The organism is Mariniflexile sp. AS56, from assembly GCF_030552475.1.
Taxonomy (GTDB): domain Bacteria; phylum Bacteroidota; class Bacteroidia; order Flavobacteriales; family Flavobacteriaceae; genus Mariniflexile.
Genome location: NZ_JAUPED010000004.1, coordinates 24,420 through 44,514 on the forward strand (window position 1 = coordinate 24,420; position 20,095 = coordinate 44,514).

The following is a 20,095-nucleotide window of genomic DNA, read 5'->3' on the forward strand; positions in this document are numbered from 1 at the left end:
TATTTGTATAAGCAACTATTATACGTTTTAAAATCATGATAGATAATCACCAAAAAAACATCGCCACATTTATTCATTTATCAACCTTTAGTAGGTTTATTATTCCGTTTGGGAATTTTATTGGACCAATTATATTATGGGCTGCCAATAAAGATAAATCGGAGTTTATAGACGCCCATGGCAAGCAAGCTATTAATTTTCAAGTTAGCATTTTACTTTACGCCATTATTATAGGCGCTATAACGGTACCGTTTTTTCTTTTTAAAATTTTTAGTGGTTTTGACTTTATAGACTTTAATGGCTTCCAAGATTTTCATATTAATATAGGCAAACCGTCTCCCCTTTTATATATAGGTGGTGGTTTGGGTATTTTAGCTGTTGCTGGTTTTATTATTAAACTCGTTTTAATTGTAACGGCTAGCTTAAAAGCAAAGGATGGTGTTTATTATAAATACCCGTTTACAATCAATTTCTTAAAGTAATTGACCTATGAAATAAAAAAGTAAAAAGCACATGGCACCGCGTTAGGGATTGCAGTGAAAAGCCCACAGCGAGGCACGAGCGAGGACTTGAAACGTAAAGCCCGACCCTTGTGGGAACGCCCAAAGAGAAAAAATAAAATTTCATCAAATAACAATCATCAAATCAATCAAAAAATGAACAGTTTCACATTATTAAAACGCTTTAGAACATGAAGATAGAAAACACAAAAGCACAAATGCGTAAAGGGGTTCTAGAATTCTGCATACTATCGGTCTTAAAAGACGACGATGCGTATGTTGCAGAAATTTTACAGACTTTAAAAGACGCAAAACTGCTAGTGGTTGAAGGCACTATTTACCCACTACTTACCAGATTAAAAAATGCTGGACTCCTTAATTACCGATGGGAAGAATCAACCTCGGGACCGCCCAGAAAATATTATGGTTTAACCGAAACCGGCAAGTTATTTTTAACCGAATTAAACACAACGTGGAGTGAATTACAAAACGCTGTAAACTTAGTAACCAACACCAAAAAACAACATTAAAATGAATAAAACAGTCAACATAAATTTAGCAGGGACCTTCTTCCATATTGATGAGGACGCCTATTTAAAACTGCAACGTTACCTTGAGGCTATAAAACGTTCATTTACCGACTCTCAAGGTCGTACTGAGATTATCGCAGATATTGAGGCTCGTATTGCCGAACTTTTTAGTGAGCGTGTGCAAAACGACAAACAAGTTATTCGTATTAAGGAAGTAGATGAAGTTATTTCCGTTATGGGGCAGCCAGAAGATTATTTGGTAGACGACGAGATATTTGAAGATGAACCACAGCCAACTTATCACAGAAAATCTTCGGCTTCTAAAAAATTATTTAGAGATACCGACAACTCTTATATTGGCGGTGTAGCATCTGGATTGGGCCATTACTTAGGTATTGATGCCGTTTGGGTACGTTTACTTTGGGTATTACTTACTGTTGGATCTGGTGGTACTTTTATATTTATCTATATTCTATTCTGGATTTTAGTACCAGAAGCTAAAACCACTGCCGAAAAGATAATGATGACGGGCGAACCGGTGAACATTAGCAACATTGAAAAAAAAATAAAAGACGGGTTTGATACGGTGAGTGAAACGGTATCGGGCGTTGCAAAAAATGTGAGTGATTCTGTTTCTGGAGCCGCCAAAAATGTACAAGATGCAGCGAAGAAAGCAGATTTCCAGAAGCAAGGCAATAAAATAAAATCGAACTCTAAATCGTTTTTTGATACCCTAGCAGATATTATAATGTTCTTCTTTAAAGTGTTTGCTAAATTTATTGGTATCATATTAATTTTTGTTGGGGCTTCTGCTTTAATTGGGTTGTTAATCAGCTGGTTTTCTGTAGGCATTGCAGATATTGTACACATACCAGGTATGGATTTTGTGCACGTTGCCATTTCAGATAATGCACCTATTTGGTTAGCGTCTCTACTCGTGTTTTTTGCTGTTGGAATTCCGTTCTTTTTCCTTTTCTACTTAGGGTTAAAGATTCTTATAAACAACTTAAAATCGATTGGTAACATCGCAAAATTCACCCTTTTAGGCTTATGGTTATTTTCTATTATAGCCTTAATTGTTATTGGCTTAAGAGAAGCGAGCGAACACGCCTTTAACGAACGTGTGGTAGAAAAACAAGAACTTTTTATTACTACTAACGATACCTTAGAAGTTAGAATGGCAGACAATAATTTGCTAAGAAACCATTACAACAATGGGTTTAAATTATTGAATAATGAACATGGCGAGAAAACTATTTACAGTTCAGACATTAGTATTCTGGTTAAATCGACCACCGATTCTTTAGCGTCTATAAGTGTTGAAAAAAGTGCGGACGGTAGAAATTATGATAAAGCCATTGAACGCGCTAAAAACATAGACTATAATTACACATTAAAAGGACACGAATTACAGCTGGACTCTTATTTAGTAACGCTTTCTAAAAACAAATTTAGTGACCAAGAAGTAGTCGTTATTCTTTATTTACCAGAAGGTTCTGCTGTTAAGTTTAATAACAACACCCAACATTATTTAAATTATAGAATCCCGTCAAATTATGTGAATCATTATTTAACCGTAGAGGAAGAGGACCTGACATGTGAGGATTGCGACGATCAGGACCATGAAGACTTTGAAATAAGCATACACACCCCCAATATAAAAATAGACGAACATGGTATCGAAATTACAAGCGATAAAAGCAGTTTAAAAATTAACGATAAAGGCATAAACGCCGAATCGGAGGATGTGAAAGTAAAAATTGACAGCGACGGTGTAAATATAAAATCCGATAAATAAACAATTCAGCATTAAAAATCAACAGTTCAGATATTTAAGTTACTAATCAATAACAACAAATAGGATATTTGAATAACAAAAAACCATCAATCAAAAAACGAACAGTTATGACAACTTTAGCCAAAATCATAGTAGCAACACTTATTAGTTTAAGTTTATTCTCTTGTAATTTTGATATAAACATAAACTCTGGCGTTAAAGGTAACGGCCATGTTACCACAGAAAATCGCTCGCTAAACAAACCTTTTACAGCTATAAGAGCATCCGAAGGTTTAAATGTATTTTTAACACAAAGTGACAATGAAAGTGTTAGCGTTGAAGCCGACGAAAATTTGCAAGACCTTATTATCACCGAAGTTGTAAATAATGTTTTAAGAATTCACACTAAAAAAAATATTGGCACATGCAGCTCTAAAAAGGTAATTGTAAACTTTAGAGATGTTTCTAGCATTAAAGCCACTAGCGGTAGTGATGTAAAATCTACAAACACCTTTGTTGGCAAACAGCTTATTTTAGAAACATCTAGTGGCAGCTCTATGATTTTAAATGTGAACACGGTGTCATTAGAATGCGATTCTTCCAGCGGTAGTACTTTAAGAGTCTCTGGCAAAACTATAAATCTGGATGCAGAAGCTTCTAGTGGTAGCTCTATTAAAGCGGCCAATTTAGTCGCAGAATCTAGCCAAGTAAAAGCCAGTAGCGGTGCAGGCATTACGGTAAACACCTCAAAAGAATTAACCGCTAAAGCTAGTAGCGGTGGTGGCATTACCTATTTAGGAGATCCAGAAATTGTGAATAAAAATGAAAGCGCTTCTGGAAGTATTGAAAAACAATAACTTTTATAACCAGCCTATTTTGAAACCATCTGAAGCTTATTTAAAAGTTTTAGATGGTTTTTACTTATATTTGTTATGAACAAGCACCTAAAAATCAATGAACAAATTTTTAACCTCCAACCTTATTATTCTATTGTTTTGCTTTGTTAGTGTTGCACAAACTCCTGAAAAAGTAAAAGGAAATAAAAACGTGACTATTGTACAAACGGAATTAAAACCCTTTCACTCTTTAGAAATTGATGAAGATTTTAATGTTGAAATAATTTACAACACCACTCCTTCTGTAACCATTGAAACCGATGAAAATTTACATGAGTTTATAAATTTCGCGGTTGTTAATGGCGTTTTAAGTTTTGATACCGCAACCAGAATAACCTCAAAAAAACGTTTGAATATCACTGTTAATTATAATGATAGCTTGAACCATATTAAAGTTACTGATTCTGGTGAAATACTATCCTTAACCACCATGAATTTGGCAAGTGCCGTACTAATCGCCGAAGGTTCTGCTAAAGTAGGTTTAACCATAAAAACATCCAATTTTGAGTTACAAGGTATAGGGAAAGCCAAATTAAAACTCAATTTAACCTGCGACAAAGCAAAAATTTCGCTTACCGATACCAATAGATTAGAAGCTCTAATAAATGCACCTATTACACAAATCGATTTATACCAACGTGCGAGTGCGATTGTAGAAGGTTCTGCGGAGACATTCCGTATAAGAACCGATAATTATTCCGATTTTAATGGTAGAAATTTCGCGACAAAAACTTGTACCACTCTAAACGAAGTGGCTAGTGAAGTCTATTTAGATGTTACAGATAGCCTTACTGTAGACGCCTCGGGTAGTAGCAGTATTTATCTCTATGGCGAACCAGAAATTGTGGTAACGAAACTTAGTGGTACTTCAAAAATTCAGAAGAAAGAAAAATAATTAGTCATCTCTTTATTTTTCTCTAACCATTAACTGAAAATTTATTTCAATAGTATCGTCTATAGCAATCAGTCCAAATAGTTTTTTAGGCGTTTCCAAATTATAATCTGATAAGCGGATATCCAAATCGCCTGAAATAAGCAAACCATCCACATTTTTAATCTTTATAGGTATTTTATATCCTTTAGTCACACCGCCAATTTCTATAGTAATAGACGCTTGTACATTCATTTTATTTTCAGCCGGAATGATTTCTTTTAAAAGTAAAATAATTTGTGGGTGCTTATTCGATTTTAATATTTTTTGAAAATCTTTATTAATGGCATTTCCTCCACAGTCAAAACAATTATTTTCTAAAATTAAGGCTGTTTTACTAAAAACCATGTTTCCTCCATCCAGCTCGTAAAATACCTGCATGGGGTTTTTAAATTTATTAGTATTAAACGCACAAGAAAAAGTGCTCACATTGGTTTTACCTTGAACCACCAAAGAACTTTCGGGAGTAATAACAACCGATGCTTTTTTAAGACTGGAATCTCTAGTTGTAAAACCCAGCACCGTTAATACGGAAATAAAAAACAGAATCCTATTGACAATCACACAGTTAAAACTAACCTGTTTTAAAATTATTATATATAAAACAAGTCTAAATATACAAATAATGATGACTTACTACTAAATCATACTTTTATTTCTAGCTTTCAAAAGGATTGATTCTACAAAAAAAGGCCTTCATTGGGATGAAGACCTCTTTAACAAAACGGGACAAAGCCCATTAACACATAAAAACTATCTTGAATATTTTCAACCTATTCCTTTTCTAACAACACAATGGTTTCGTTGGAATTGATAACTACTTGTCCTTTTTTAACTAATACTGTTTGATTTGAATACGCATCATGCACCTTATCGTGGTCTTTAAACACCTTTGAAACGTCCAATATTTTTTCACCTTTAGGTAAATCCAACCCAACCACAACGGCGTCTGTATAGTTTTTGTTGGAATAAATTCTAGAAAATGAATATGGTTTTTTAGTAAGTTGTTGATGCGCACCAGCTCCCACTGCTGGGTGGTTTGCACGAAACCTACCTAGTTTTTGCCAATGTTTTAATATTGCTTTTGCTTTTGCATCAGTCTGTAAAGCATCCCAATTCATCACTGACCGTAAGGCAGCATCTCCTTCGGTACCACCAACTGTTAAGGAACGTGCCAATTCATCACCATAATACACTTGAGATGTCCCTGGTGCTAGCAATAACTTAGTACCAGCTTCCATTGTTTTTTCGCGTTTGGCATCAAATGGGTTTCCATCATCATGTGAGCTTACATAATTTAAAATACTATAACCTTTTAAGTCTGAATTTAAAATAGAACTATAGCGCTTAAACACCGTTTCATAATCTTGTTGAGCTGCATTCCATTTAAAGTCGAAATTTATCAAACTGTTAAAAGCATTATCAAAATAATTGACTTGATTATCACCAAAATCAAAGGTTGTTTTTGCTGAAATGCCATAATTATACACTTCCCCAACCAAATAAAAATTATTAGTATCTAAGACTTTATCTGGATGGCTTTTTTTGTATTCCGCGAAAGCGTTATCACATTCCTTTTTAAATTCTTGCCACACATAAGGCTCGGTATGTTTTACGGTATCCACACGGTACCCATCTATTCCAAACTCGGTAATATAATCTGTTAACCATTTCATGATATAAAATCGAGGTGCTTTAGGGTAACCTGTGCGTTGAAAAAAAGCATTTAACTCTGCCTGTTCTTGCTCGAAACGTCCTTCTTGCTTCCATTTATTCACTAAATGTGGTGGCAATTCTACCGCTTCATTACGCTCCGTTTTTATATCTGGTAAATTCTCAACCAATGTACAGGCGGTGGTGCCTTTATACGATTGATAGTCGCATGGCGGTCCTGTACGCACCCAAGCTTCTGGCCAAACGGTATCTGATTCTGTAACCGGACCGGTGTGGTTTATTACTGCATCCAATAAAATCCTGATGCCTTTTTTGTGAGCTGCTTCAACCAGTTGTTTTAAATCTTCTTTCGTTCCGAAATTGGGGTCTATAGACGTCCAATCGCTTGCCCAATACCCATGATAGCCGTATGTAAGCCCCGTACCTTCATTCGTAGCACCATGTATTTGCTCCACAACAGGCGTCATCCAAATAGCATTTATTCCCAAATCTGTAAAATAGCCCGCTTCAATTTTTTGGGTCACTCCTTTTAAATCACCACCTTCAAAACCACGCAGTTTTCCTGCTTCTAAGGTTCTATCAAAATTAATATCATTGGCTGTATCTCCATTATTAAACCTATCAGTTAGTAAAAAATACAGATTGGCTGCTTCCCAAACAAAAGGAGCGTTTTCTTTTTCGGTTGAAATCACCACTTCCTTTTCTTTACAATTTAAGAAGAGAACCAATGGGATAAAATATAACAGAATATGCTTCATTTTTACTGAATTTTTAAGATGACAGATTCTAAAGGTTTTAATTTAATAGCGAGTGTACCTTCACCATTTTCAACAATTAATTGTGACAAAAACATGCCATATAACAGATCCTTTACTATATAACTCCCTGAGTTTAATTGCCAAGTTTCAATAATATCTTGAGGGATTTTCAGTTGAAATTCTTGATTCGCATGGGCATCAAAATTAGACACCACCACTAACTTTTCATCAGCACTCCAACGCACGAAAGATAAAACTTTATCATTATATTTCTCACTATTCGTTCTATTGAACAGATGAATATCTTGATAGTTTCCTGCTAATGCAGAACTATTAATAGTCACATTCAACAAACGCTTATAAAAATCACGCAGTGCCTTTTCTTTTTCTGAAGATTGCCCTCCATCAAACTGTTTATTATTAACCCAACGCTGAAAATAAGGCACTCCAATATAATCGTAAATAGAGGTTCTGGACGGTTTTCCAAAACCGGCATCTTCGGCTCCTGGCTCACCAAGTTCTTGACCAAAATAGATCATGGTTGGTGACGTGCTTATGGTTGCCGAAACGACCATAGCTGGCTTACCTTTTTCTGCACTTCCAGCAAACTCTGGACTTGCAATACGTTGCTCGTCGTGGTTTTCTAAAAAGTGTAACATGTTGTGCTCAATATCTTTTAAATCTTCTTGTATAGGCGGAATGTTATCGGTTTTTCCATGTCCTTGTATAATGTGTTTTATGGTATCATATAATTGTACTTTATCATACAAATAATCCATTTTCCCTTTTTTAATATAGTCTCTATACAAACTTGGGTTGTACACTTCTGCCATTAAAAAAGCATTTGGATTTTTCATTTTAACACTAGAATTCATATAGCTCCAAAATTCAACCGGAACCATTTCTGCCATGTCATAACGAAAGCCATCAACACCAAAGTCGATCCAATACAGGGCGATGTCTCTAAACTTTATCCATGAATTTGGAACTGTTTTATCTGCCCAAAATTCAGCATGTTTTTTATAATCTTCATTTTCAAAACCAACAGGTAATGTATCAAAATCTTTTCTACCATCGGGAGAAACACCATAATTAATTTTCACTGTTTCATACCAATCGTTAGCGTGTGGCTGTGATAATCGAGAGCCATTACCTGTCCATTTAGCGGGTTTTTCATCAAACTTATAATCTTCTAAAGGATGAATTTCATTACCTAAAGGCGAATAATCTGGTTCCCAAACGGGGACTTTAAACGCTTCTTTAGGATTGTAATAGAAGTTGTTATTAACGTCATACACTTTCGATGCATCATCGGAAGCTCCAAAATCTTCCACCCCAATAGGGTTGGTTAAACTCTGGTAATTTCTTGCTACGTGATTTGGAACAATATCAATAATAACCTGTAAATCTGCAGCATGTGTTCGATCTACTAAAGCTTTAAACTCTTGCAACCTGTTTTCAACATGAACCGCCAAATCTGGATTTACATTGTAATAGTCTTTAACAGCATACGGAGAACCTGCACGTCCTTTTACAACATCCGGATCGTCGTTAGAAATGCCAAACTTAGTATAATCTGCAATGACATCGTGATGCGGTACACCTGTGTACCATACATGTGTGACACCCAAATCTTTGATTTCTTTTAAAGCTTTATTGGTAAAGTCGTTAAACTTACCAACACCATTTTCTTCCATAGTACCCCAAGGTTTATTGGTTACATGAGTGTTTCCAAATAAGCGGGTAAACACCTGATATACTACTAATTTCCGTTGCATATTTGAAACTACTGCTTTTTGTTTTTTATCTGGTTTATTGTCATTTTTACAACCATATTGAATAAGCAGCGCTATAACTAATGCATAAGTAAACTGTCTTTTCATATTTTTATTTTTTAATGAAGCGCAAACAACCAATTGATGGCGGCTTCAAATTCTGTTTTCCAAAAAGACTCGCTATGCGTCCCGTTTGGAACTATTTTCGAGTATAAATTGGCTTCTGGAAACTTTTTCGCTTTCATGATGCCTATCATCTTTTCCATATCATGAACCATATTTTCACCTTCTTGACCACCTACCACATAATACATTTTAACTTTTTTTGAAGTTGCATGCGTTTCCGTAAATGAAAAACTCTCTTTAGCATACCAAAACGACGGTGAAAACACAGCCGCTTTTCCAAATACATGAGGATATTTTATGGCGGCATAATGCGAAATTAACCCACCCATAGAACTCCCCATAATGGCAGTGTTTTTAGCAGCTATTTTAGTTCTATATACTTTATCAATTTCTGGTTTTAAAGTATTCACTATAAATTCTATATAAGCAGCGCCTTCGCTCTCTGCATATTTAGGGTTTGACCACGGTGAATATTCACTCAGTCGTTTATCATTTCCATGATCGATAGCTACTACGATAATATTAAACCCGTGTTCCTTACTTAGCTTATCTAAGGTTTCATCAACTTCCCATTCACCAGAATACGAACGCGCTAAATCAAAAACATTTTGTCCATCATGCATATATAACACAGGATATTTTTTACCAGATGTTTTATAATTAGCGGGTAAATAAACACTGATTTTACGGTTTCGACCTAACTGAGGTATTTCAAACTGTTCAGCAAAAACATGCACGTTCTTTGATGCTGTTGATGGTCTTTCTTTTAAATTTCCATCTTGCCAGCTCGCTATTTTAACACGCAAGGTATCTTGGGTATTCTTAAAATGAAAGACTCTATTTTCTATAGGACTCCCGTTTACCTGACATTCCACAAAATCCCATGAACCCAAAGTAAATTTAAAACTTAAGGCTTCACTTTGCTTTGGTATGCTTATTTGATACTGGTTATTTGTTTTGGATAATTTAAAACGGGAATCACCTCCTGACCAATTTTCAAAATCCCCTGATATGTAGATAGCTTTATCATAATCGTGATGCTCTGGCAAACTATCAATAACAATAGTTACTTGACACAGCACACACTGACTTAATAAAAACACACATACACGTAACAGGGCTTTCATTCTAGTTTTCTTTTGTAGAGTATATGGTAATTCCTTTAGAATTTAAGGTCATTTTTTCATCCCAAACAAAACCTTCACCCGTTACAATATTTTTCAGAGTTTTTCCTTTTAAACCAATCTCATCATAATGTTTTAAATTGATGGTAATAGGTTCTTGGTTTTTATTAATTACAACCACAACCGTTTCTCCTTCAATAATTCTGAACAGGAAATACGTACCCATAAATGGGGCAAAATGAATGGTTTTACCTTCGTGAATGGCTTTACTGGTTTTACGATAGGTTAATAGTTGCTTCACAAAACCTTGCATTTCGAGTTGCGTATCGGTTAAACCTTCACCTGTAAATACATTTACGGTATCTCCTTTCCAACCTCCTGGAAAATCGGTACGAATTAATCCGTGATCACCTGGGTTTGCCGAATCGTTCATTAAAATTTCGGTTCCGTAATATAGTTGTGGAATTCGAGGTAAAGCTAATAGATAACCCAAGGCCATTTTAGTATTCACCACATCTTCCCTTAATTGCGTAAAAATGCGACTCATATCGTGGTTATCTGGAAAAATCATAATGTCTTTAGGTGATGCATAATGAAAATCGTTCGCCAAGCCTTCATACATTTTAACCAAACCGGTGTCCCAACTTTCATGTTCATTCAATCCATTTACAATTTGACGTTGCATGGCGAAATCCATAGGCGATTTTAAATTAGATTTATAGCCATCCCTATTATTAGCACCTTGTTGCCAATAGCCAATAATTAATGGGTTATAACTCCATTCTTCGCCTACTATACTGAAATTTGGATACTGCTCCATGATTGCACCTGCCCACTGACTCATAAATTCCTTATCGGAATACGGATAGGTATCTTGACGAATACCACCTAAACCGCCAGTTTCAATCCACCAAATACTATTTTGAATAAGGTATTTTGCCATAAACGGATTACGTTGATTTAAATCTGGCATCCCAGATACAAACCAACCATCGCTCATTTCTTCACGGTCTTTTTTAGAAGAATAAATATCTTGATTACTGGTACGTCTGTGATTGGATGTAATGGTCGCTTTCTTGTCCCAAGAATCTTTATTTTCTTCGTAATTTTCTTGATAATTCACCCAGTTATTAAAAGGTAAATCCTTCATCCACCAATGTTCTAAACCGCAATGGTTTGCTACTTGGTCCATAATAAGTTTCAAACCTTTTTCTTTGGCTTTGTGTGCTAATTCCAGATATTCTTCCAAAGTTCCAAAACGCGGATCAATTTCATAAAAATCGGTCATAGCATAGCCATGATACGAACCACTTGGCATGTTATTAGTAAGTAATGGACATGACCAAATAGCGGTAAAACCCATACTTTCTATATAATCTAAATGATTGATCATCCCTTGAATATCCCCGCCATGGCGCGCATAATCGTTGGTTCTATCAATCGTTTTTTCTAGTAATTCTTCATGAATATCATTTGATGGATTTCCGTTAGAAAATCGATCAGGAGTTATCAAATAAATAACATCTGAACTATCAAAACCTACATAATCTTCCGCGGCTATCTTTCTCGGTTTCAGCTCATAAGTCTGTATCTTTTCAGTCCCATTTTCAAACTTAAAAACAATATTAAATTTTCCGGCTTTTGTGCTTTTATCAATATCTAAATCGATAAACAAATAGTTATCGCTATCTGCTTTATGTACTTCTTTAATAGACACGCCAGCATAATCTATTTCAGGCACAGCTGTAGTGATATTAGGGTGTTTCACTAACAACTGCAATTCCGAGTTTTTAAATCCTACCCACCAATTGGAGGGTTCTATTCTTTCAATATCACTATATTCCACTACGCTGCTATTTTTTAGATTTGAGACGGTGTTTACTGTTTTCATATAGCCCATTGGCATATTTAAAACCGTTACACACATAATAAATATACCAATTACCTTTATCATTTTTTATTCCTTTTAAATGAAACTTTACAAATCTCTGTAACTTTTAATAAAACCTTTAAATGGCCTACTAAAAAAAACACATCTTACTTTATTTCGATTATACTAATAGCAAATCCGCCACCAGGAGCTGATATTTCTGATAACTTAGACTTATTTGTAAGCTTTTTGGTTTTAACCGTATACGCTTGTGGGTTGGTTTTGTAATGTGCATCTATAGCATCGGCATAAATAGTAGCCATATACTTTTTACCTTTTTCTAAAAAATCGAATGTTAGGTTTGATGTTCTTTTTTCGGTACCATTCACATTCCCAACAAACCAATTATTGCTACCTTTTTCTTTTCGAGCCACGGTTATATAATCACCTGGTTCTGCTTCTAAATAAACACTCTCATCCCAATCGATCGCGACGTCTTTTATAAACTGAAAGGCATCCATAAATTGTTCGTAATGCTCAGGTAAATCGGCTGCCATTTGCAACGGACTGTACATGGTAACATACAATGCCAATTGGTTTGCAATGGTGCTATTTACATGTGAATTATTATTCGGATTTAATTTACTAATGTCCATTTCGAAAATCCCAGGTGTATAATCCATAGGTCCTCCTATTAAACGTGTAAAAGGTAAAATGGTAACATGGTTAGGTTTAGAACCGCCAAACGCTTGAAACTCTGTACCTCTAGCCGATTCATTTCCTATTAAATTAGGGTACGTTCTGCTAATTCCTGTAGGCCTAACAGCTTCATGCGCATTTACCATCACTTTATAATCAGCTGCCTTTTCAACAGCATATTGGTAATGATTTACAATCCACTGGCTATAATGATGTTCACCTCTTGGCATAATATTACCAACATAACCACTCTTTACGGCATCATAGCCATGATCGTTCATGAATTGGTACGCTTTGTCCATATGACGCTCATAATTACGAACTGACCCCGATGTTTCGTGGTGCATAATCATTTTCACGCCTTTCGATTTTGCATAAGCATGAATGCCTTCTACGTCAAAATCTGGATATGGCGTTACAAAATCGAACACATAGTCTTTAGATTTTCCAAACCAATCTTCCCAACCTTCATTCCAACCTTCAACCAAAACAGCATCAAAGCCATGTTTGGAAGCAAAATCGATATATTCTTTTACATGCGTTGTGTTGGCTGCATGCTTTCCGTTAGAAGCCACTTTAGTATAATCGGTAACACCCAATTGCACTGCTGGAATCTCATCAGTATAAGCCCAAGAACTTTTTCCTGTGATCATTTCCCACCAAACACCTATGTATTTTACGGGTTTAATCCACGATGTATCTTCAATAGCACAAGGGTCATTTAAGTTTAATGTCATTTTTGAAGCTAGAATATCAGTCGCATCATCACTTACCATAATGGTTCTCCAAGGTGAGTTAGAAGGCGCTTGAATATAACCTTTATCGCCCACGGCATCGGGTGTTAACCACGATTCAAAAACCATCTTTTCAGCATCTAAATTAAGATGCATACATGAGTAATTAATAAGCGCTGCTTCGTGTAAATTGATATACAAACCATCATTTGTTTTCATCATTAAAGCGGTTTGAACCCCTGTTTTAGAAAACTGTTCTTGCGACGCATTATCGGTTACGGCACTATCAAATTTCTCACTTATTTCAGACAATTTCGATTTTGTATAATCGTATTCTTGAGAATCATAATCACCTGGAATCCAAAAGGCAGTATGATCGCCTGTCATAGCAAACTGTGTTCTTTCTTCTTTTATAACAAAATACACTAAGTTTTTTTGAGCAGGAAACTCGTATCGAAACCCTAAACCTTCATTAAACATTCTAAAACGAATTACAAGAATGCGGTCTGTTTCATTTTGAGTTAAAGTCACCGCCAACTCGTTGTAATGGTTACGAATGGTCTTCACCTCACCCCAAACTGGTTGCCAAGTTTCATCAAAACTTGCCGTTTTTGAATTTGAAATTTTAAAATCATTCAACAATGATTTTTCATCATCTTTTAATTCCAAACCTAAATGACTTTGTTTTATAACTGCCTTGTTTTTATAAGACAGTTTGTAGGCTGGCGTGCCATCGTTTTCCAATGAAAATTGCATGCTTAAGCTACCATTTGGCGACTTTAGTTCTTGAGCATTAACGTGATTGCATACCGAACATAAAACGGCTATGGCTAATAGGAATGATTTCATCTATTTATATTTAAAATGATACGTTTAAAAACGCATTATTAATTTAAAGTTTGTAATTCCTTATTTTGAAGAACTACCGTTTTATTGTTCACTAAAATATCTAAAGTATCACCGCTTATCAATTCAAAATTGGTTTGATTTTGAGCAACACTTATCTTTAAAATTTGGTTTCTAAAGTTTATTTTAAATGAATAGGCTTCCCATTGCTTTGGTATTTTCGGGGTGAATGCTAAGGTATTATCCTTTACACGCATACCACCAAAACCTTCTACAATACTCATCCAGGTTCCTGCCATCGATGTGGTATGTAAACCTTCATGAACCTCTTTATTATAATCGTCTAAATCTAATCGTGAAGTTCTTAAATAGAAAGTATAGGCTTGATCCATTCTATCTAATTTCGCAGCTTGAATACTGTGTACACAAGGCGATAATGAACTTTCATGGACTGTAAATGGTTCATAAAAATCGAAATGACGTTCTAGTTCTTCGGTCGAAAAATGATCTTCAAAAAAGTAGAAACCCTGTAATGTATCGGCTTGCTTTATGTACGGAGAACGTAAAATACGATCCCAACTCCATTTTTGATTGATAGGACGTTGTGATTTATCTAAATCGGCCACCGTAATTAATTCTTTATCTAAAAAACCATCTTGTTGTAAATAAACTTGGTGTTTCTCTGAATATGGGAAATACATATGCTCTGAAACCGCTTTCCATTCTTTTAATTCGCTTTCAGAAAGACGCACTTTATTCATTATACGGGTATAATCAGAGCCATATTCTGCTTCAATTTTACTAATATTTTCTAAAGCATAATTAATACACCATTGTGCTAAATAATTGGTGTAGAAATTATTATTAACGTTGTTTTCGTATTCATTGGGTCCTGTAACACCTAGAATGACATACTTATTTTTGTCTGTTGAAAACGTAGCGCGTTGTTGCCAAAAACGAGCAATTCCTATTAAAACTTCCAAACCTTTTTCTGGGATATAGCTGTAATCTCCTGTATAACGGTGGTAGTTATAGATTGCAAAAGCAATAGCGCCATTTCTATGAATTTCCTCAAAAGTAATTTCCCATTCGTTATGGCATTCTTCACCATTCATGGTCACCATAGGATATAGCGCTGCACCGTTTTTAAAACCTAGTTTTTCAGCATTTTCAATGGCTTTTTCTAAATGGTTGTAACGGTATTCCAATAAAGTTTTAGCGACTTCTTGGTTTTTGGTAGCCATGTAAAACGGAATGCAATAGGCTTCGGTATCCCAATACGTACTTCCGCCGTATTTTTCACCTGTAAAACCTTTAGGCCCTATATTTAAGCGTGAATCTTTCCCTAAATACGTTTGATTTAATTGAAAAATATTAAAACGAATACCTTGTTGTGCTTTCACATCACCATCAATGGTAATATCTGCCATTTCCCAAATAGTGGCCCATGCCTGTTTTTGGTTTTCTAACAAGGTGTTAAACCCCGAATTAACAGCTGTATCTAACACCTTTTTGGCTGCTGAAATCAACTCGGTTTTATCGTAATTTCTATCAACAGTATAACCACCAAACTTATGAATTGCACAGGTTTCATTCACCTTTACTTGCTGCGTATAAGTAAAAGAAATAGATGCTTCAGTCGTTTTAACTGCTGGTTGTTGAGCAACTTCCATTTCATTCAAAAACAATTGCGACTCCATAAAAGTACAGGTATGGAAATCTGTTTTCATGGTTTTAGCCTGAATAAATGCTTGCTTACCTTCTTGGTTTACCTGCAAGGTATCCCAAAACTTATCATCCCAGTTCGTATCTTTATTGGTAATACCACTGTTTAAATAAGGCTGAAATGTAATTTCGGCATCGGTATTTATAGGTTTCACTTGGTATTGAATAGCGCCAAGTTCATCTAAATCTAAACTCAAAAAACGTTTTACGTCCACTTGAACCGTGGTATTATTTTGAAGTGTTGCTTGAAAACTTCTTGACAGCCAACCTTCTTTCATGTTTAGTTCACGTTTGAAACTTTCTACGTTTTTACAGGTAAACAAATCCAGTTCTTCTCCATTAATGCTAACATCTATCCCAATCCAACTTGGCGCATTAAGCACTTTTGCAAAATATTCTGGGTAGCCGTTTTTCCACCAGCCTACTCGTGTTTTGTCTGGATAATAAACACCTGCGATGTAACTTCCTTGAAAAGTATGACCTGAATACTGCTCTTCAAAATTAGCACGTTGCCCCATGGCACCATTACCGATACTGAAAAGACTCTCTGAAGATTCAACACGTGACGCATCGAAACCTTCTTCTATGATTGACCAATTATTTGGTATGATATAATCTTGATTCATTTTTAAAATCTTTTTTTAGATGATAAATTTGCTGAAGAAACCTTCAGGTATTTCTGTTAAGCTATTGAAGTTGAAGTCCGCCTCTTGCAAGGTGTTTTTATCACCAATTCCAACCGAAGTCATATGTGCCACATTCGCCGCTTCTACGCCAGCGATAGCATCTTCAAAAACAATACAATTTTTTGGAGGTAGATTTAGTTTTACGGCACCAATTAAGAACACTTCTGGATCTGGTTTTGCTTTTGAAACCGAATTACCATCTACAATGCCATGAAATCGGTGGTATAAGCCCACTTGATTTAAAATTAATTCAGCATTTTTACTAGCAGAACCTAATACGTATTTTATACCTAAAGCATCTAGAGTGTCTAAAAGTTGTTCTGCACCAGGAAGAATTTCATCGGCATTCATTTTCTTTATATAGCTTAGATATTCTTCATTTTTACTTATTAATATCTCTTGCTTTTTTTCTTCTGTTAATTGCACCTTTCCAATATCTAACAAAATCTCTAACGAGGTTACACGACTCACGCCTTTCAACAACTCATTATGTGCTTCGGTAAACTCAAAACCCAAATTATCTGCAAGGTTTTTCCAAGCCAAATAATGGTATTTTGCGGTATCTACAATCACTCCGTCTAAATCGAATATTACTCCTATTGTACTCATTAATTATGATTTTACTACGTCGTCAATATCTTTTACTTTAGATACCAACATGGCAGCGATTAGAAAACTAACACCACTAGTTAGCAGTGCGAAAATGGCTTGATTGCCATAGGCGTATTTTACAAGCGGACCGCCTATAAACGCATTTATTATTTGTGGGACCACAATAAAGAAGTTAAAAATCCCCATGTAAACCCCCATTTTTTTAGCAGAGATAGAACCCGCTAAAATGGCATACGGCATAGCTAGAATACTTGCCCATGCAATACCAACACCCACCATAGACACTATAAGCCAATTTTTATCTGGCATGATGTAAATAGAAAGCAAGCCTATACCACCAATCACTAGAGATGTGGCATGCGTGCGTTTTCTTCCTATTTTCTTAGCGATGTAGGGTAATGCGAATGCATATAATGCAGATACTAAATTGTAAACACCAAATAAGATACCTATCCAGTCGCCAGCATCTTGGTACATGACGCTGCTACTATCTGTATATGGCAAACCGTAAATATGTTGCGCAATGGCAGGCGTAGCAAATACCCACATACCAAAAAGTCCAAACCAAGAAAAGAATTGCACCCAACTTAATTGGCGCATGGTGGTTGGCATTTTTTTAAAGTCTTCGAAAATATCTAATAAACTCGATTTTTCGACTTCATCGGTGGTAGGTGTTTCAGCAAGTATATGTTCTTCTTCAAAACTTGCTAATTCGGCTGGTGAATACTCTTTGGTACCAAACATGGTAACTATAATTGAAACGATTAAAATAACCGCGCCAATAATAAATGAGAGAATTAAATTAGTAGGGACCATACCCGCCGAAGTTTCATTTGATACGCCAAACCAATTATGCAAAACATAAGGGAGCCACGAACCAATAACGGCTCCAAAACCTATTAAGGCGGTTTGAACACTAAATCCTAAAGTACGTTGGTCTGTTCTAAGATTATCGCCTACTAAAGCACGGAAAGGTTCCATGGCAATATTGAAGGAGGCATCCATAATCATGAGCATACCTGCGCCTACCCATAGTGCGGGTAAAAAGGCAATAAACATATCGGCTTGTGGCATTAAAACCAAGCCAATAGATGCTAAAATAGCACCAACTAAAAAGTAGGGTTTTCTTCGGCCAAATCGACCCCAGGTTTTATCACTGTAATAACCAATAATAGGTTGAACAATAAGTCCCATAAGAGGTGCTATGACCCAAAACCATGATAGTTCGTGAACATCGGCTCCAAAAATTTGAAGAATTCTACTTGCGTTGGCATTTTGTAGGGCGAAACCCATTTGAATCCCTAAGAAACCGAAACTCATGTTCCAAATTTCCCAGAAACTTAACTTACGCTTTTCCATGAAATAGTATATTAAATTGATACTATTTGATAAGCGACTAATTACTTATCAAAACTTAGGTGAGGAGTGAAAATATAAGTTTTGATTTCGGGTCAAAGATATAAAAGAATTTAGATATTCCTAATAAAAATTTTATTTAGTAGAGTCTCTTTCTATAAGTTCTGTTTCAATAACTACTGTTTTAAAGTACTCATTACGTGCGGTTTCCTCAATATAATCAAGGCTTTCCTCCTCTTCAAGTTCTAACCTATCAATTAATAAATCGGCTGCTTGTTCACCCATTTTTTGACCATGTTGGCTCACAGTTGTTAAGCTTGGAGTGGCGTGTTTTGATAAAACACCGTCTGTAAAACCGATAACTTGAATGTCTTCAGGAATTTTAAATCCGAGTTTACGAGCCACCTTCATAGCGGTAACTGCGTACAGCTCATTTACAGCAAAAATACCGTCTATTTTTTTATTGTTTTTAAAGAATTTTTCAATTTCATTTTCTAGAACATCTAAATCACCTTCAGCGTCTAAACTATCCTCTATTTTTAAAATTAAGTTCGCGTCTGCATTAATTTTAGCATCTTCCAAAGCCTCTATATATCCCTGGGTTCTCAGCCTTCCAACACTCACATAATCCATGGTTGTAATAAGCGCAATATTTTTACAACCTGTTGATAATAATTTCTTTACAGCTTTTAAGGCTCCTCTAAAATCATCTACAATAACCTTATCACAATCTACTTCATTCACAACTCTATCAAACAAAACAATGGGCATTCCTTGGTTGATGGTCGCATTGAAATGATGATAATCCTGTTTCAGCAATGTTTCCTTTGAAATGGATAAAATAAACCCATCAATACTACCACCCGCCAGCATTTCCATATTGATAATTTCTTTGGTAAACGATTCATTGGAAAGCCCAACAATTACATTATATCCGCGCTTATTGGCTACTAATTCTATTCCACGAATAACAGTGGAAAAAAAATGGTGCACAATCTCTGGAATAATAATACCTATGGTTTTTGTTTTTCTGTTTTTTAAGCTTAATGCAATATTATTAGGCCGGTAATTATACAGTTTTGCAAATGCCTGAATTTTTTGCGTGGTATCTTCACTAATTTCTTTGCTACCGCTTAAGGCTTTAGAAACTGTTGATATAGAGACATCTAACTCTTTAGCTATTTGTTTTAATGTTATTTTTCTTTTCATTTTTAAAATTAATCCTAGGTGGGACTGGTATAAATATAAAAATCTTTATTTACAAAAAGGTTAAAATTCAAATCTTCCTAAAATAACACGAAAATTCAAAGCCTAAATTTCGTACCATCGAAAATCTCAAACGTTTTCGTAAATCTGTTATTTTTAAGCATTTAGAGAAAAAACGGCGTTTTTATGTAAAGTTGTCAACACGAAAACGTTTTCGCTGAGAATTTCGCAACATCAAATTATTTCTTTACATAAAATTTATATAGTTTT

The 20,095-nt window shown here is 35.3% G+C and carries 15 protein-coding genes; 5 read left to right on the plus strand and 10 right to left on the minus strand.

What is annotated here, in order from left to right:
• The first annotated feature begins 35 nt into the window (after positions 1-35).
• The 5 genes from Q5N74_RS05930 to Q5N74_RS05950 all read left to right on the plus strand — a co-directional run bounded on the left by Q5N74_RS05930 (position 36) and on the right by Q5N74_RS05950 (position 4,598).
• The gene (locus Q5N74_RS05930; RefSeq protein ID WP_304387816.1) at positions 36-482 is read left to right on the plus strand and encodes a DUF4870 domain-containing protein; all 447 of its coding nucleotides are present in this window, start codon (positions 36-38) and stop codon (positions 480-482) included.
• Between the two features lie 209 nt (positions 483-691).
• Positions 692-1,030 carry a PadR family transcriptional regulator gene (locus Q5N74_RS05935; RefSeq protein ID WP_304387817.1) on the plus strand — a complete coding sequence of 113 codons (339 nt, stop codon included), beginning with the start codon at positions 692-694 and terminating at the stop codon, positions 1,028-1,030.
• Position 1,031: 1 nt separating this feature from the next.
• Positions 1,032-2,828: a PspC domain-containing protein gene (locus Q5N74_RS05940; protein WP_304387818.1), complete on the plus strand. Its 1,797-nt coding sequence runs from the start codon at positions 1,032-1,034 to the stop codon at positions 2,826-2,828.
• Between the two features lie 107 nt (positions 2,829-2,935).
• Positions 2,936-3,664, plus strand: coding sequence for a head GIN domain-containing protein (locus tag Q5N74_RS05945; RefSeq protein ID WP_304387819.1), 729 nt, complete (start codon positions 2,936-2,938; stop codon positions 3,662-3,664).
• Positions 3,665-3,761: 97 nt separating this feature from the next.
• The gene (locus tag Q5N74_RS05950; RefSeq protein ID WP_304387820.1) at positions 3,762-4,598 is read left to right on the plus strand and encodes a DUF2807 domain-containing protein; all 837 of its coding nucleotides are present in this window, start codon (positions 3,762-3,764) and stop codon (positions 4,596-4,598) included.
• A 12-nt stretch (positions 4,599-4,610) separates the two neighbouring features.
• Here Q5N74_RS05950 and Q5N74_RS05955 read toward each other — a convergent pair whose 3' ends face one another.
• The 10 genes from Q5N74_RS05955 to Q5N74_RS06000 form a co-directional block, all read right to left on the minus strand.
• A complete protein-coding gene (locus tag Q5N74_RS05955) occupies positions 4,611-5,198 on the minus strand; it encodes a YceI family protein (protein WP_304387821.1) in 588 nt (195 codons plus the stop codon).
• A gap of 209 nt (positions 5,199-5,407) precedes the next feature.
• On the minus strand, positions 5,408-7,066 hold the full coding sequence (locus tag Q5N74_RS05960) for an alpha-amylase family glycosyl hydrolase (protein WP_304387822.1): 1,659 nt from the start codon (positions 7,064-7,066) through the stop codon (positions 5,408-5,410).
• Between the two features lie 2 nt (positions 7,067-7,068).
• The gene (locus Q5N74_RS05965) at positions 7,069-8,949 is read right to left on the minus strand and encodes an alpha-amylase family glycosyl hydrolase (RefSeq protein WP_304387823.1); all 1,881 of its coding nucleotides are present in this window, start codon (positions 8,947-8,949) and stop codon (positions 7,069-7,071) included.
• Between the two features lie 11 nt (positions 8,950-8,960).
• Entirely contained in the window at positions 8,961-10,094 is a 1,134-nt protein-coding gene (locus tag Q5N74_RS05970; RefSeq protein ID WP_304387824.1) for an alpha/beta hydrolase, read from the minus strand.
• A gap of 1 nt (position 10,095) precedes the next feature.
• The gene (locus tag Q5N74_RS05975; protein WP_304388083.1) at positions 10,096-11,982 is read right to left on the minus strand and encodes a glycoside hydrolase family 13 protein; all 1,887 of its coding nucleotides are present in this window, start codon (positions 11,980-11,982) and stop codon (positions 10,096-10,098) included.
• Between the two features lie 146 nt (positions 11,983-12,128).
• Entirely contained in the window at positions 12,129-14,243 is a 2,115-nt protein-coding gene (locus Q5N74_RS05980; protein ID WP_304387825.1) for a glycoside hydrolase family 97 protein, read from the minus strand.
• 38 nt (positions 14,244-14,281) lie between these two features.
• The gene (locus Q5N74_RS05985) at positions 14,282-16,591 is read right to left on the minus strand and encodes a glycoside hydrolase family 65 protein (RefSeq protein ID WP_304387827.1); all 2,310 of its coding nucleotides are present in this window, start codon (positions 16,589-16,591) and stop codon (positions 14,282-14,284) included.
• A gap of 15 nt (positions 16,592-16,606) precedes the next feature.
• Entirely contained in the window at positions 16,607-17,260 is a 654-nt protein-coding gene (pgmB, locus tag Q5N74_RS05990; protein ID WP_304387828.1) for a beta-phosphoglucomutase, read from the minus strand.
• A 3-nt stretch (positions 17,261-17,263) separates the two neighbouring features.
• Positions 17,264-18,622 (minus strand): MFS transporter, encoded by a 1,359-nt coding sequence (locus tag Q5N74_RS05995; RefSeq protein ID WP_304387829.1) that lies wholly within the window; start codon positions 18,620-18,622, stop codon positions 17,264-17,266.
• A 132-nt stretch (positions 18,623-18,754) separates the two neighbouring features.
• Positions 18,755-19,828 carry a LacI family DNA-binding transcriptional regulator gene (locus tag Q5N74_RS06000; RefSeq protein ID WP_304387830.1) on the minus strand — a complete coding sequence of 358 codons (1,074 nt, stop codon included), beginning with the start codon at positions 19,826-19,828 and terminating at the stop codon, positions 18,755-18,757.
• Positions 19,829-20,095 lie beyond the last annotated feature (267 nt).

What these genes read in the sequence shown, in the direction of transcription:
- Q5N74_RS05995 (WP_304387829.1), bottom strand. Translation starts at nt 18,622, where the DNA reads ATGGAAAAGCGTAAGTTAAGTTTCTGGGAAATTTGGAACATGAGTTTC.
- Q5N74_RS05970 (WP_304387824.1), bottom strand. Translation starts at nt 10,094, where the DNA reads ATGAAAGCCCTGTTACGTGTATGTGTGTTTTTATTAAGTCAGTGTGTG.
- Q5N74_RS06000 (WP_304387830.1), bottom strand. Translation starts at nt 19,828, where the DNA reads ATGAAAAGAAAAATAACATTAAAACAAATAGCTAAAGAGTTAGATGTC.
- Q5N74_RS05965 (WP_304387823.1), bottom strand. Translation starts at nt 8,949, where the DNA reads ATGAAAAGACAGTTTACTTATGCATTAGTTATAGCGCTGCTTATTCAA.
- Q5N74_RS05960 (WP_304387822.1), bottom strand. Translation starts at nt 7,066, where the DNA reads ATGAAGCATATTCTGTTATATTTTATCCCATTGGTTCTCTTCTTAAAT.
- pgmB (WP_304387828.1), bottom strand. Translation starts at nt 17,260, where the DNA reads ATGAGTACAATAGGAGTAATATTCGATTTAGACGGAGTGATTGTAGAT.
- Q5N74_RS05940 (WP_304387818.1), top strand. Translation starts at nt 1,032, where the DNA reads ATGAATAAAACAGTCAACATAAATTTAGCAGGGACCTTCTTCCATATT.
- Q5N74_RS05975 (WP_304388083.1), bottom strand. Translation starts at nt 11,982, where the DNA reads ATGAAAACAGTAAACACCGTCTCAAATCTAAAAAATAGCAGCGTAGTG.
- Q5N74_RS05930 (WP_304387816.1), top strand. Translation starts at nt 36, where the DNA reads ATGATAGATAATCACCAAAAAAACATCGCCACATTTATTCATTTATCA.
- Q5N74_RS05980 (WP_304387825.1), bottom strand. Translation starts at nt 14,243, where the DNA reads ATGAAATCATTCCTATTAGCCATAGCCGTTTTATGTTCGGTATGCAAT.
- Q5N74_RS05985 (WP_304387827.1), bottom strand. Translation starts at nt 16,591, where the DNA reads ATGAATCAAGATTATATCATACCAAATAATTGGTCAATCATAGAAGAA.
- Q5N74_RS05950 (WP_304387820.1), top strand. Translation starts at nt 3,762, where the DNA reads ATGAACAAATTTTTAACCTCCAACCTTATTATTCTATTGTTTTGCTTT.
- Q5N74_RS05945 (WP_304387819.1), top strand. Translation starts at nt 2,936, where the DNA reads ATGACAACTTTAGCCAAAATCATAGTAGCAACACTTATTAGTTTAAGT.
- Q5N74_RS05935 (WP_304387817.1), top strand. Translation starts at nt 692, where the DNA reads ATGAAGATAGAAAACACAAAAGCACAAATGCGTAAAGGGGTTCTAGAA.